Source organism: Haemophilus sp. SZY H53 (genome assembly GCF_054332375.1).
The window spans coordinates 78,826-93,039 of record NZ_JBTGNV010000003.1 but is presented as its reverse complement, the minus strand read 5'-3'; the positions used below and the strand labels follow the sequence as shown (position 1 = coordinate 93,039).

Annotated in this window: 11 protein-coding genes; 5 read left to right on the top strand and 6 right to left on the bottom strand. The window is 41.7% G+C overall.

What is annotated here, in order from left to right; genetic code table 11:
- Nucleotides 1-19: 19 nt before the first annotated feature.
- The 3 genes from adk to galE all read right to left on the bottom strand — a co-directional run bounded on the left by adk (nt 20) and on the right by galE (nt 3,133).
- The gene (gene adk / locus ACXVWB_RS03995) at nt 20-664 is read right to left on the bottom strand and encodes an adenylate kinase (RefSeq protein ID WP_005695482.1); all 645 of its coding nucleotides are present in this window, start codon (nt 662-664) and stop codon (nt 20-22) included.
- 98 nt (nt 665-762) lie between these two features.
- Nucleotides 763-2,037 (bottom strand): MFS transporter, encoded by a 1,275-nt coding sequence (locus tag ACXVWB_RS03990; RefSeq protein WP_289901449.1) that lies wholly within the window; start codon nt 2,035-2,037, stop codon nt 763-765.
- A gap of 79 nt (nt 2,038-2,116) precedes the next feature.
- On the bottom strand, nt 2,117-3,133 hold the full coding sequence (gene galE / locus ACXVWB_RS03985) for a UDP-glucose 4-epimerase GalE (protein WP_005700019.1): 1,017 nt from the start codon (nt 3,131-3,133) through the stop codon (nt 2,117-2,119).
- A gap of 204 nt (nt 3,134-3,337) precedes the next feature.
- On the opposite strand from galE, the gene ACXVWB_RS03980 reads away from it, so the two are divergent.
- A complete protein-coding gene (locus ACXVWB_RS03980; protein ID WP_128786965.1) occupies nt 3,338-6,571 on the top strand; it encodes a S8 family serine peptidase in 3,234 nt (1,077 codons plus the stop codon).
- 50 nt (nt 6,572-6,621) lie between these two features.
- Here ACXVWB_RS03980 and fghA read toward each other — a convergent pair whose 3' ends face one another.
- Nucleotides 6,622-7,449 (bottom strand): S-formylglutathione hydrolase, encoded by an 828-nt coding sequence (fghA, locus tag ACXVWB_RS03975; protein ID WP_289901450.1) that lies wholly within the window; start codon nt 7,447-7,449, stop codon nt 6,622-6,624.
- 8 nt (nt 7,450-7,457) lie between these two features.
- Nucleotides 7,458-8,594, bottom strand: a complete 1,137-nt coding sequence (locus tag ACXVWB_RS03970; protein WP_458472617.1) for an S-(hydroxymethyl)glutathione dehydrogenase/class III alcohol dehydrogenase — start codon at nt 8,592-8,594, stop codon at nt 7,458-7,460.
- Nucleotides 8,595-8,715: 121 nt separating this feature from the next.
- Here ACXVWB_RS03970 and ACXVWB_RS03965 point away from each other — a divergent pair, with 121 nt between their 5' ends.
- Entirely contained in the window at nt 8,716-9,123 is a 408-nt protein-coding gene (locus ACXVWB_RS03965) for a MerR family transcriptional regulator (RefSeq protein ID WP_007526955.1), read from the top strand.
- Nucleotides 9,124-9,235: 112 nt separating this feature from the next.
- On the opposite strand, the gene ACXVWB_RS03960 is transcribed toward ACXVWB_RS03965, so the two are convergent.
- A complete protein-coding gene (locus ACXVWB_RS03960; protein WP_289901451.1) occupies nt 9,236-9,766 on the bottom strand; it encodes an inorganic diphosphatase in 531 nt (176 codons plus the stop codon).
- Nucleotides 9,767-9,973: 207 nt separating this feature from the next.
- On the opposite strand from ACXVWB_RS03960, the gene ACXVWB_RS03955 reads away from it, so the two are divergent.
- The 3 genes from ACXVWB_RS03955 to queA all read left to right on the top strand — a co-directional run bounded on the left by ACXVWB_RS03955 (nt 9,974) and on the right by queA (nt 14,134).
- Nucleotides 9,974-11,290, top strand: a complete 1,317-nt coding sequence (locus ACXVWB_RS03955) for an NCS2 family permease (protein ID WP_289901452.1) — start codon at nt 9,974-9,976, stop codon at nt 11,288-11,290.
- Nucleotides 11,291-11,469: 179 nt separating this feature from the next.
- Nucleotides 11,470-12,849, top strand: coding sequence for a prephenate-dependent tRNA uridine(34) hydroxylase TrhP (trhP, locus tag ACXVWB_RS03950; RefSeq protein ID WP_128786962.1), 1,380 nt, complete (start codon nt 11,470-11,472; stop codon nt 12,847-12,849).
- 193 nt (nt 12,850-13,042) lie between these two features.
- A complete protein-coding gene (gene queA, locus ACXVWB_RS03945; RefSeq protein WP_289901453.1) occupies nt 13,043-14,134 on the top strand; it encodes a tRNA preQ1(34) S-adenosylmethionine ribosyltransferase-isomerase QueA in 1,092 nt (363 codons plus the stop codon).
- Nucleotides 14,135-14,214: the final 80 nt, after the last annotated feature.

The following is a 14,214-nucleotide window of genomic DNA, read 5'->3' as shown; positions in this document are numbered from 1 at the left end:
GGTCAGTTTCCTGTCTATTTTAGCCTAAGATTTTATCTAATTCTTGGCTTACAGCTTCCACTTTTTGAGTACCATCTAAACGGAAATATTGCGTATTACCTGCTTTTGCTTCAGCTTGGTAATAATCAATTAATGGGCTGGTTTGTTTGTGGTAAACCGCTAAACGATCTAATACAGTTTCTGGTTTATCATCTGCACGGATAATTAAATCTTCACCCGTTACATCATCTTTACCTTCCACTTTTGGTGGGTTGTAAACGATGTGGTAAGAACGACCCGATGCTTGGTGTACACGACGACCACTCATACGTTCAACGATCACTTCATCCGGTACATCAAACTCTAAAACGTAATCAATTTTCACGCCAGAATCTTTTAATGCATCCGCTTGTGGAATCGTACGTGGGAAACCATCTAATAAGAAACCATTTGCACAATCTGGTTGAGAAATACGATCTTTTACTAACGCCACGGTTAATTCATCCGGTACTAATTTCCCTTCATCCATTAATGCTTTTGCTTGTTTGCCTAATTCAGTCCCTGCTTTAATCGCTGCACGGAACATATCCCCTGTTGAAATTTGTGGGATACCAAACTTGTTCATAATAAATTGCGCTTGTGTGCCTTTTCCTGCACCAGGTGCACCTAAAAGAATAATTTTCATACGAATCTCCAATAAATAATAGACCTGTTTAAAATACCGTTAAAGCCTTGTTTGGTCAAATGATTTTGCTGTTAATTTTGACCGCACTTTATTTTATTTTAAGCTTTTTCATTTCCTTTTTCATTCCATGGCGCCACCCAGAATAAACAAATCATTCCTGGGATAGCGAGAAATAAACAAATCCAGAAAAAATGATAGTAGCCCACTGCTTTAACCAAGTAACCAGATAACATACCAAGTCCTTTACTTGGTAAAGCGGAAAGGCTGGTAAATAAGGCTAATTGAGTGGCTGTATAAAGCGGATTCGTTTCGCGAGCCATAAAGGCGACAAAGGCAGCAGTACCGAGACCAACACCAATATATTCACCGGCAATCACGAAACCTAATTTCCAAAGTTCTGCAGCGCCGATATGGTCAAAATGCCCAAATGCAGCTAACCAAATAAATCCACCAATAGTGATTAATTGAATAAAACCAAATACCCATAATGCGCGATTAATCCCTAAACGCAACATGATCACGCCACCCACGAGACCGGCTGAGATACTTGCCCAAAGTGAAGTGCTTTTTACCACCAACGCAATATGTTCTTTCTCAAAGCCCATATCATAAATAAATTTGGTTTGTAACGTGGTAGCAAACGAATCGCCAAATTTATACAAGAACAAAAAGAGTAAAAAACCGATGGCTTGGGCGACGCCTTTACGTTGGAAGAACTCTTTCAAGGGTATCCAAAACACCCTATAGAAAGGTTGATCACGATCGACCTGTGCAATATTTGGTTCTTTCGCTAAAAAGAGTGTCATAAATATGCCTGCTAGCATACAAAGTGCGGTCAATAAAAAGACGATTTCCCACGGATAAATCGTCGCTAAATAAAGCGACAGCCCCCCAGGAATTAAACCTGCAACACGATAAGCATTAATATGGATGGTGTTCCCCAATCCTAATTCATTATCGGTCAAAATTTCACGACGGTAAGCATCGAGTACAATATCTTGTGTTGCTGAGAAAAAGGCAATAAATGTGGCAATTTTAGCCACTGCACTTAACTCTGTCAGGGGATCAAACTGACTAATCGCATAAAGGGAAATCAGCAAAACAACTTGAGAAATCAATAACCAACTACGACGACGCCCTAAAAAATGCGGGAAATAGCGGTCTAATAATGGTGCCCATAAAAATTTCAAACCATATGGCACCATCACTCCTGTCAAGGCACCGATTAATTCAACAGAAAGCCCTTTATCTGTCAGCCACACTGGCAACATTTGCAATAACACGAAAAGTGGTAAGCCCGAACTAAATCCAGTGAAGACACAGATCAGCATTTTGCGGGTAAATATTTGACTAGAAAGGGATTGTTCTGACATAAAGTGCGGTTATTTTTGAGCGTGTTTTATCTGATTAAAATAGTAAGGGCGGAATGTACTCCACCCAACAAGAGTGAGATTAATCTCTGTATCCTTTCGGATTATTTTTTTGCCAATTCCAAGTGTCTTTCATCATTTGCTCAAGACCACGTTCAGCTGTCCAATTTAACTCTTTTGCTGCAAGACTTGGATCAGAATAACATGTTGCAATATCACCAGGACGACGTGCGACAAGACGATACGGGATTTCAATATTGTTCGCTTGTTCAAACGCTTTCACCATATCAAGCACAGAATAACCCGTACCTGTACCTAAGTTATAAATGTGTAAACCTGCGTCATTTTCATGGCGATTTAATGCTTTTAAGTGACCGATGGCTAAATCCACCACATGGATATAATCACGTACACCTGTGCCGTCATGAGTATCATAATCGCTACCAAACACCGAAAGTTGCGGTAATTTACCAATGGCAACTTGGCTAATGTAAGGTAATAGATTATTTGGAATGCCGTTTGGATCTTCACCAATCAAGCCACTTGCGTGAGCACCCACTGGGTTGAAATAACGTAAGATCGTCATACTAAATTGCGGTTCAGCTTTCGCAACATCGGTCAAAATTTGTTCCACCATGTATTTAGATGTACCGTAAGGGTTGGTTGTACCGCCTACTTTGCAGTCTTCTGTAATTGGAATAATTTCTGGATCACCATAAACCGTTGCAGATGAACTAAATACAAAGTTCCACACGCCTGCTTTTTTCATTTCTTGAATCAAAACAATCGTGCCTGATACGTTATTCATATAGTATTCAGCTGGTTTTTGAACACTTTCACCCACAGCTTTTAAACCCGCAAAATGGATGACCGATTGAATACTGTTTTCAGCAAAGATTTTTTGTAATAAAGCACGATCTAAAATATCGCCTTCATAAAATTTCACGTCTTTACCGGTAATTTCTTTAACTCGTTCTAAAGATTTTGGGGAGGAATTGCATAAATTATCCAATACCACCACTTCTTTATTTGCATTTAATAATTCCACTACGGTATGTGAGCCGATATAACCCGCTCCACCCGTTACTAAAATCGCCATGGGTTGCTCCTTAATCATTTTGTTCGTGAATTATAACATTGATTTCTACGATACATAAATTTATCCCCTTTTTTGACCGCACTTTGGTGTGATCGTTGTCACAGAATAAACATTTTTCTATAAGAATTTGATTTGGGTCATTGAAGCACCTCTCGATGAGACGAATAATAGCCTGCGAAAATCGAAAAGATAAAGGAAGACAACATGAAACCTCAAACACTTCAAAAAACCGCACTCGCACTACTTGTTGGTTGGTATGCCGCCAATGCAGCCGCTTATTCTGAACAGGGGCAAGCTGGTAATACCAAAAGCTGGGAAAGCACCGAATACCTTAAAGACTGGGGCTTGACCTCAATGAATGCTTCCACGGCTTACGCCCTTGGCTTTAATGGTTCAGGCATAAAAATCGGCGTGATGGATTCAGGCGTGCTATTAAACCACCCAGAATTTCAAGATGGTCGAATCCACGTTGTAAAAACGGAAGGGACTTATAGTAAAGATGGCATGCGTTATCCCGATGCATCGGTGGGAAATGGTCCAATTAATAAAAATGAACCAGTAAAAAACGGCAAACGCAATTTCGATAAAACAGATAATAGCATCTTCACTAAAGGTGAAGCCTTCAATATTGACGGGGCATGGCATAAATATACCAATGATGCGCACGGTACGCACGTTGGCGGGACAATGGCGGCAAGCCGCGACGGCAATGAAATGCATGGTGTAGCATTCGGTGCTAACCTCTATTCTGCTAATACTGGTGGTAACGACAACATGACCTATGGCCCAAACCAAGACTATAGTTTCTTCTTACAGGGCTACTCTGCCCTAGCAGATGCCGGTGCCAAAGTAATTAATAACAGTTGGGGTTCAAACCGTCGTGTTAATTCATCCTTTGCTGGTGCACAAGGCTACAAACCAAAATATGATTGGCGTGATGTGCCTGAATATGGCGTGCAATATTATGATGTACCAAAAGCACCTGAGCCAATTTCCAGTCCTGCGGCACATATTTATTTAAGTAACTTAGTCGAGGCTGAAAAAGCTTATTATCAATTTGTCACGAGTGGTGAGAAAAACTTTGTTGATGCGGCTTATGAAGTGGCAAAAAATAAACAAGTAATTCAAGTCTTTACCGCGGGTAACCGCAGTATGATGGCGGAGTCCTTTACGCGTGCGATGTTGCCTTATTTCAGACCTGATGCAGAAAAATACTGGGTAAACGTCACCGGTCAAGTCGGTGGTGAAGGCTATCCAAATGACTCAAATGACGATGTAAGTGATGAAAAAGCAGGCGCAGATATTCAAGAATTTAACCTCGCCGGCCATTCAAAATGGTGGACGATTGCGGCGCCATCTGCCAACATCTATTCCTCCTACATTCAATTACAAGACAACAATACTTATGGTAAGCCTATCTACAAATCGGCTGGTGGTACTTCAATGGCTGCACCTCATGTAAGTGGCGCGTTAGGTGTCATTCTTTCTCGCTATCCATACATGACAACCGATCAAGCGCGTGATGTCATGCTAACCACAGCAAGACAAACCACGCTTCGTAAAGGGTTTGAAGGTAAACCGTTAGAACGTTGGGAAACTGAACAAGGTGTACCGAGTAACGTTTGGGGTTGGGGGATTTTAGATCTTGGCAAAGCCATGTTTGGCCCAGGTCAATTCTTAGGAAACGTGAAAATTAACCTCAATCAAAATGATGTTTGGTCAAATGATATTAGCGATAAAGCCATCAAAGCACGTCAAGTCGAAGATCAAGCTGAAGTGGCAACTTGGACAACGCGCAAAGCTGAATTACAAGCATTAATGCAAAATCGTGCAGGCGCGACAGCTGAAGAAAAAGCAGAATATCAAGTAGGCTTAGCGCGTGAAGCCGCTCGTAATGAACGTGCCGCACAAGGTTATATCGGTGCTTTAACTAAAAATGGTTCTGGCACCTTAACCCTCACGGGTGATAACAGTTTCACAGGTGCAATTACTGTAAATGAAGGTCAGCTTTCAGGGTTAAATCAATCCCTTGGTTCGGCACAACAAGTTATCGTAAAACAAGGTGCAACATTGGAAGTATTACCGAAAGCAGAAATCACTAAACCAAGTGAGAATGGATTTGCCACCGAAACCTTAACCAGCACGGCGAGAACGGTCACTGCAACGGTAGAAAAAGGTGGTCGTCTCTTACTGAATAATGGTATTGCTAACGTCAATGCCACCTTTGCAGACGGTTCTGTTTTAGTGCCAAATAAATTTGATGAAGAAATTCTGCCTCAATTACAACAAGACCCACAAAAAGCGGTATCAGTTCAAGGTACCGGGTCATTTGTGGGAGCTGAAAATACGATAGTTGAAACACCTCACACTTATGATTTCTTTGCGGTTAAAAATGAAAGTAATGCATATACGCTGAAAGTGACCGTTCAGAAAAAAGCCCTTTCATCGGCAGCAACCACTGAAAATGAAGTGGCTATCGCCAATGCCTTAGATGCAGCAACAAACAGTGCAGCGTATCAAAGTCTCATTTGGGGAACAAAAGAGAACGCTCGCCAAGCCTTTGCTCGTTTAAGCTATGATGAAGATCTCGCTGCCGAACAACACAATGTGTTAAATGGCTTATTGCTTCGTCAGCAACTTGCCCAACTGGGCGCAGTAAGAGCTCAACTTAATTCAGGTACACAAATTTGGACAAGTGGCACCTTCACCCACTTTAGCACGGATAGTTTAAGCAGCCATGCGTACAATCAACTTGTGGGTATTGATGCAACCATTGATACAGACAAACATTTAGGTGTATTTGTCGGCTCAACACAAAATAGCCACAAAATTGACCGCACTTCGAAAGATCGTGCCGTACATTTAGGCTTAACAGCTGAACATCGTTTCAACGTATTAACACCGAAAATTGGCTTTATTCAAAGTTGGGGTAAACACGAACAACGTGCAGAATTTGCGCAAGGTGTGAAAACTCATAGCCAAACACAAAATGTCTTTGCTGAGCTTGCCTACACTGGCTTAAAAGGCAAACATTTTGCGATTGAACCTTATGCTAGCGTAAGTTATATGCACATCAAAAATAAAGGTGTGACAAAAGGCGAAGTGCAGTTAAAAGACAACAATCGTGATTTAATCGTCACCTCTGTAGGTTTACGTCCATCCATTCCATTTGCAGTTGGTAGCGTTCAATTAAATCTATTAGGTGATGTGACTTATCATCGTTTCCATAAAGATAAAGCCGCTGAAGGCAGCTTGGTGATCAATAATCAAGGTGTCGCAAATCTTTATGGTAAAGAATTGAAAAATATCGTCACGACAGGTGTCGCATTGCAAGCGCAATTCACGCCGGCATTTAGCGTAAAAGTTGGTTATCAAGGTGCTTACCACCACGATACCAAAGTGAATAATGTGAATGCGGAATTACGTTTCTCGTTTTAACGATATTCAATAAGACAAAAGTGCGGTCAATTTTGACCGCATTTTTTTGGTTACTTCAAAAATGCCGCATGATAGGCAATATGCTCACCAATAAAACTGGCGATGAAGTAATAGCTATGATCGTAGCCTTTGTGGAAACGCACATCGAGCGGTTGATTTGCCGCACGACAGGTTTCGATAAAATCTTCGGTGCGTAATTGTGTTGGCAAAAATTCATCTTCTAAGCCCTGATCAATACGCATACCTTGCACTTTATAGCCTTGTTGAATGAGCGAGCTGGCATCATATTGCTGCCATTTCTCACGATCTTCCCCTAAATAAGCAGTAAAGGCTTTTTCTCCCCAAGGCACTAGGCTTGGCGATAAAATAGGCGAAAAAGCAGAAACACTTTGATAACGTTCTTGGTTTCGTAGTGCCAATACCAATGCACCGTGCCCGCCCATTGAATGTCCCATAATGGAACGTTTGCCGTTGGTAGGGAAATTTGCTTCAATTAAAGTAGGCAATTCATTCAAGATATAATCATACATCTGATAATTCGTCGCCCAAGGCTGCTCGGTCGCATTAAGATAAAAGCCCGCACCTTGCCCTAAATCGTAAGCCGCATCGTTCGGCACTTGCTCTCCACGAGGACTAGTATCAGGGGCAACCACAATCACTTGATGTTCTGCTGCATAACGCTGAAAGCCTGATTTGGTAATGAAATTTTGTTCAGTACAAGTTAAGCCAGAAAGCCAATAAATCACACCAAGCGGTCGATTTTCCGGATTATTTGGCAAATAGACAGCAAATTTCATTTCGCATTGAAGCGTTTGGGCATCATGTGCCCAAACTTGTTGCAAACCGCCAAAAATTTGATGTTGTTCAATCAGTTTCATTGCGTACCTTAGTAATGAATAACCGTGCGGATCGATTTACCTTCGTGCATTAACTCAAAGGCTTCATTGATTTGATCGAGTGTCATTGTGTGAGTCACAAACGGTTCTAACTGGATGTCACCTTTCATTGAATCTTCCACCATTTTCGGCAGTTCAGAGCGACCTTTCACGCCACCAAATGCTGAACCTTTCCAAACACGGCCTGTGACCAACTGGAACGGGCGCGTTGAAATTTCTTGGCCTGCACCTGCTACGCCGATGATAATGGATTGTCCCCAACCACGGTGTGCACTTTCTAATGCTTGACGCATTACGTTTACGTTGCCGATACATTCAAAGGTATGGTCAATGCCCCATTTGTTGATGTCTAACAACACATCTTTGATAGGTTTATCGTAATCATTCGGATTTAAACAATCCGTTGCACCAAACTGTTTTGCCAACTCGAATTTTGCAGGATTGGTATCAATAGCAATAATACGACCCGCTTTAGCTTGACGTGCACCTTGTACCACCGCTAAACCAATCGCTCCCAAGCCAAACACCGCAACAGAGTCGCCTTCTTGCACTTTTGCTGTGTTATGCACCGCACCAATACCTGTGGTAACGCCGCAACCAAGTAAACATACTTGTTCATGATTTGCTTCTGGGTTAATTTTCGCCAGTGACACTTCTGCAACAACAGAATATTCACTAAAGGTCGAACAGCCCATATAGTGATAGATCGGCTGACCTTGATAAGAAAAACGCGTTGTTCCATCTGGCATTAAGCCTTTACCTTGCGTATCACGCACTGAGACGCATAAGTTGGTTTTACCAGAACGACAAAACTCACATTCACCACATTCTGCGGTATAAAGCGGAATGACGTGATCACCTGGTTTTACGCTTAATACACCTTCGCCCACTGCAACGACCACACCTGCACCTTCATGTCCAAGCACTACAGGGAATACGCCTTCAGGATCGCTCCCTGATAACGTAAATGCATCAGTATGGCAAACGCCTGTGTGAGTATTACGGATTAACACTTCGCCTTTGCGTGGCATTTCTACGTCGATTTCTACAATTTGTAAGGGTTGATTTGGGGCGAATGCTACCGCCGCACGAGATTTGATCGTTGAGTTGATTTGTTTAATTTCCATTGTTTTTCCTCTTAATTCATTGACAAAGTTGCCTTGCCTAAGCAAGATAGCAACAGTTTACACTTTAGAGTTCACTCTAAGGCAAGCGTTTTTTGCAACTTTTTATTTGGAAGGAAGGGAAATGACTTACACCACCGCTAAAGCTGCCGAAAAAATCGGTATCTCCGCCCACACTTTACGTTTTTATGACAAAGAAGGCTTATTGCCTAACGTTGGGCGCGATGAACACGGCAATCGCCGTTTTACTGATAACGATTTGCAATGGTTGAGTTTATTACAATGCTTGAAAAATACAGGAATGAGCTTAAAAGACATCAAACGCTTCGCTGAATGTACCACCATTGGCGACGATACCATTGACGAACGCCTTGCATTATTTGAAAGCCAAACGGAAAATGTGAAATGCCAAATTGCTGAATTAAAACGCTATTTAAACCTACTGGAATATAAGTTAGCATTTTATCAAAAAGCCAAAGCGTTAGGCTCAGTGGAAGCCGTGAATTTGCCACAGATTCCTGAAACGACCTAAGTTAAGAGCTTGGTCCAACTTTTTGGGTTAAGTCAAAATTGACCGCACTTTTGCCCATAGATAAATAAAAAGGCATCAATCTGATGCCTTTTCAATTCATTAACATGAAAAATTAACGCTCATTCCAACGTTTGATTGATTCACGAATCACTTCTTTCGCTTCTTCTACATCGCCCCAGTGAGTCACTTTTGTTAAACCTGTTTTTTTCAATGCTTTGTAGTTATTGAAGTGGAATTCAATTTGTTTGATTAATTGCGCTGGCACATCTGCAAGGCTGTTGTATGCATTGCCGGTATCGCGATCATCTGCTGGCACACAAACGATTTTATCGTCCACTTCGCCATCATCAACGAATTTCATCACACCGATAACTTTTGCTTCAAGGAATACACCTGTTGCAAGTGGTTGGCGCGTTAATAATAAAACGTCTAACTCATCGCCATCTTCGTCTAAAGTTTGTGGAATGAAACCATAGTTAGTTGGTTTTGCGAAGATCGCTGGCTCAACACGGTCTAATTGGAACGCTGCAACTTTACGGTTCCATTCGATTTTGTGGCAGCTACCTTCTGGAATTTCATTTACCACATTGATAATGCCGGCATCTACATCGCCTGGCGTTAAAATTTGATTAAAATCAGCCATTGTTTTTCCTTTTTTGATTACGTTAAAAACTCTCAGAGTATAGCAGTTTTTAGCCGATAAAAAAATATGTGAAAAACATCCTCAAAACTGACCGCACTTTCCCGCCAGCCTAGCAAAAAAACGATTGCGCAAACGTTTACTTTTGAGTGATTTACTATAAAATAGCACGTCCTTTTTTTTGATTATTAACCTAGGGTAGGGGACTTTATGTCAAGTTTAGAAAAAACCTTTGAACTCAACAAACGCGGTTCAACGGTTCGTCAAGAAATCATTGCGGGTTTAACCACCTTCTTAGCCATGGTGTATTCCGTAATTGTTGTGCCTAAAATGCTTGGTGATGCAGGCTTTCCCGCTGAATCCGTGTTTATCGCAACCTGTTTAGTGGCGGGTCTTGGTTCGATTTTAATTGGCTTTTGGGCAAATGCGCCAATGGCGATCGGCTGTGCTATTTCATTAACCGCTTTCACCGCATTTAGCTTAGTGATTGGTCAACATGTTTCTATTCCTGTGGCATTAGGTGCCGTATTCCTCATGGGTTTGGTGTTCACCTTAATTTCGGCAACAGGTATTCGTTCATGGATTTTACGTAACCTGCCATCAAGTATCGCGCACGGTGCAGGGATCGGGATCGGCTTATTCTTACTTTTAATCGCCGCAAACGGCGTAGGCTTAGTGGTCAGCAACCAAGCGGGTTTACCGGTTAAATTAGGTGATTTCACCTCGTTCCCTGTGATGATGTCCTTAATCGGCCTTGCATTCATTATCGGCTTAGAAAAAATGAAAGTGAAAGGCGGGATTTTATGGGTCATCATTGCCATTACTATCGTAGGTTTAATCTTCGATTCAAACGTAACATTCAATGGACAGATCTTCAAAATGCCAACCTTTGGTGAAAACTCACTTTTCTTACAATTAGATTTGCAAGGTGCATTACAACCAGCCATTTTACCAATTGTTTTTGCTTTAGTGATGACTGCCGTATTTGATGCAACTGGTACTATTCGTGCCGTTGCAGGTCAAGCTGACTTATTAGATAAAGACGGACAAATCATCAACGGTGGCAAAGCCTTAACCTCTGACTCTGTAAGTAGCTTATTCTCAGGTTTATTCGGTACTGCGCCAGCAGCCGTTTATATCGAATCAACAGCAGGTACAGCCGCAGGCGGTAAAACGGGTATCACCGCTATCGTCGTCGGTGTATTGTTCTTATTAATGTTATTCTTCCAACCACTTGCATTCTTAGTGCCTGGTTATGCAACTGCACCGGCGTTAATGTATGTGGGCTTATTAATGCTAAGCAATGTGAGCAAATTAGACTTTGATGATTTCGTCGGCGCAATGAGCGGCTTAGTTTGTGCGGTATTCATCGTACTCACCGCAAACATCGTAACCGGTATCATGCTTGGCTTTGCGGCATTAGTGATTGGTCGTATCGTGAGTGGTGATGTGAAAAAACTCAACATCGGCACGATTATCATCGCCATTGTACTTGTCGCATTCTATGCTGGCGGCTGGGCGATTTAATTAAATGTATCTTGATAAGGCGAACGAATGGTTCGCCTTTTTTATTTCTAGCCTTAAAAAACAATCGAAAAACCAACCGCACTTTTACTTTACAAATCCCTAAATCCGCCTAAAATACAGGCCTTTAATACGGCTTGCCAAAAGCAAGCTACTGACCTGAAATCAGACAAGAGAACATTATGACAACCCCATTTAAACCTGAATTACTCTCCCCTGCGGGATCCCTCAAAAATATGCGCTACGCCTTTGCTTATGGCGCAGATGCCGTTTATGCAGGCCAACCACGTTACAGTTTACGTGTACGCAACAATGAATTTAATCACGCCAATTTAAAAATCGGGATCGATGAAGCCCATGCGCTTGGCAAAAAATTCTATGTGGTCGTAAACATTGCACCGCATAACTCCAAACTTAAAACCTTTATCAAAGATTTACAACCTGTCATCGACATGGGCCCTGATGCCTTAATTATGTCTGACCCAGGCTTAATTATGTTGGTGCGTGAAAACTTCCCGGATATTGATATTCACCTTTCTGTACAAGCGAATGCGGTAAACTGGGCAACGGTAAAATTCTGGAAACAAATGGGGTTAACTCGTGTGATTTTATCGCGCGAATTATCCATTGAAGAGATCGCAGAAATTCGCCAACACGTGCCAGATATCGAACTCGAAATTTTCGTACACGGTGCATTATGCATGGCGTATTCTGGCCGTTGCTTGCTTTCTGGCTATATCAACAAACGCGACCCAAACCAAGGTACTTGCACCAATGCTTGCCGTTGGGAATACAAAATGGAAGAAGGCACTACGGATGAAGTGGGCAACATTGTGCCAAAAATCGACCCTGCTCAACAAATCGAAGTGAAAAATGTGGCGCCAACCTTGGGCGAAGGTGCAGTAACGGATAAAGTCTTCCTTTACACCGAATCACAAAAGCCTGATGAGCAAATGACGGCGTTTGAAGATGAGCACGGCACTTACTTTATGAACTCAAAAGACCTGCGTGCAGTACAACATGTAGAAAAATTGACCGCTCTTGGTGTGCATTCTTTAAAAATCGAAGGCCGTACTAAATCATTCTATTACTGCGCAAGAACCGCACAAGTTTATCGCAAAGCCATTGATGACGCGGCTGCGGGCAAACCATTTGATGAAAGCTTAATGGATACGTTGGAATCCCTTGCTCATCGTGGTTATACCGAAGGTTTCTTACGTCGCCATACGCACGATGAATACCAAAATTACGAATATGGCTACTCTATTTCTGAACGCCAACAATTTGTCGGTGAATTTACCGGTAAACGCAATGAGCAAGGCATGGCTGAAGTGGCGGTGAAAAATAAATTCTTGCTTGGTGATGAAGTGGAAATGATGACCCCACAAGGCAACATCGTTTTTAAAATTGAAAAAATGCTCAATCGCAAAAACGAACATGTGGAAGCCGCACTTGGCGATGGCCATTTTGTCTTTTTAGATGTGCCACAAGACGTCCAACTTGATTATGCATTGTTGATGCGTAACTTGGTCAACACCAACACGCGTAATCCACATAATTAATTTGTTAAAAAATTGTTGCACTTGTTAAAGAATGTACTATAATACATCCCATACCTGATTTGTTAATTCAACAACTCATAGTATGACTCCAAATATTTTGCCCTTTCACCTTTTTGAAAGGGCTTTTTTTCTTGTTCTTTCCTCCGAATAGCTCTAGACTATGCCCCATTTTTAGCTTTCATTATTTACAATTATGCGTGTTTCTGACTTTCATTTTGACTTACCTGATGAGCTGATTGCTCGTTACCCTAAAGAAGATCGCTCTTCTTGCCGTTTGCTACAACTCAATGGCGAAAACGGGGAAATTTCTCACCGCACTTTTACCGATGTATTAGATTTAATCGATGAAGGTGATCTGTTGATTTTTAACAATACGCGTGTAATCCCAGCTCGTATGTTTGGTCGTAAAGCCAGTGGCGGAAAAATTGAAGTGTTGGTGGAACGTGTTTTAAGTGTACATCATTTCTTAGCGCATATTCGCTCATCAAAAGCCCCGAAAGAAGGTGCAGAATTATTTTTAGGCGAAGATAAGCTCGGTGAAAATAATGGCGTAAAAGCGATTATGGTCGGTCGTCAAGATGCCCTTTTTGAAGTGGAATTAGCGGATAAAAGTCGCAATGTACTTGATGTGTTGCAAGAAATCGGTCATATGCCGTTACCGCCTTATATTGATCGCCCAGATGAAGAAGCGGATCAAGAATGCTATCAAACCGTATATAACAAAGTGCCTGGTGCAGTGGCGGCACCAACAGCAGGCTTGCATTTTGATGATGAGCTTTTACAAAAATTACACGAAAAAGGCGTCAATTTTGAATTTGTGACTTTGCACGTGGGCGCAGGTACATTCCAACCCGTACGTGTTGAAAATATTGAAGATCACATCATGCACGCAGAATATGTGGAACTTTCTCAAGAAGTCTGCAATGCCATTATTGAAACGAAAAAAGCGGGTAAACGTGTCATTGCAGTGGGTACAACATCAGTGCGTTCTGTTGAAACCGCTGCCCTATCGGCAGAAGAAAATGGCAATCCAGATTTAATTGAACCTTATTTTTCTGATACGTCTATTTTTATTTACCCGGGCAAATCATTCCGTGTGGTGGATGCGTTGATTACCAACTTTCACTTACCGGAAAGCACATTGATTATGTTGGTATCGGCCTTTGCAGGCTTTAGCCACACCATGAATGCCTATAAAAGTGCGGTCGAAAATCGCTATCATTTTTTCAGTTATGGCGATGCGATGTTCATCACTAAAAACCCCAATGTGAAAGGCTTAGAATAAGTGGTTTGACTTATTTTCAGCCAACTCATAAAATACTCGTCCAGAAGCCTGTACTAACAGGCTTTTTTATTGAATAACAA

Coding starts and splice junctions, on each gene's coding strand:
- adk (WP_005695482.1), bottom strand. CDS start 664: ATGAAAATTATTCTTTTAGGTGCACCTGGTGCAGGAAAAGGCACACAA.
- ACXVWB_RS03990 (WP_289901449.1), bottom strand. CDS start 2,037: ATGTCAGAACAATCCCTTTCTAGTCAAATATTTACCCGCAAAATGCTG.
- galE (WP_005700019.1), bottom strand. CDS start 3,133: ATGGCGATTTTAGTAACGGGTGGAGCGGGTTATATCGGCTCACATACC.
- ACXVWB_RS03980 (WP_128786965.1), top strand. CDS start 3,338: ATGAAACCTCAAACACTTCAAAAAACCGCACTCGCACTACTTGTTGGT.
- fghA (WP_289901450.1), bottom strand. CDS start 7,449: ATGAAACTGATTGAACAACATCAAATTTTTGGCGGTTTGCAACAAGTT.
- ACXVWB_RS03970 (WP_458472617.1), bottom strand. CDS start 8,594: ATGGAAATTAAACAAATCAACTCAACGATCAAATCTCGTGCGGCGGTA.
- ACXVWB_RS03965 (WP_007526955.1), top strand. CDS start 8,716: ATGACTTACACCACCGCTAAAGCTGCCGAAAAAATCGGTATCTCCGCC.
- ACXVWB_RS03960 (WP_289901451.1), bottom strand. CDS start 9,766: ATGGCTGATTTTAATCAAATTTTAACGCCAGGCGATGTAGATGCCGGC.
- ACXVWB_RS03955 (WP_289901452.1), top strand. CDS start 9,974: ATGTCAAGTTTAGAAAAAACCTTTGAACTCAACAAACGCGGTTCAACG.
- trhP (WP_128786962.1), top strand. CDS start 11,470: ATGACAACCCCATTTAAACCTGAATTACTCTCCCCTGCGGGATCCCTC.
- queA (WP_289901453.1), top strand. CDS start 13,043: ATGCGTGTTTCTGACTTTCATTTTGACTTACCTGATGAGCTGATTGCT.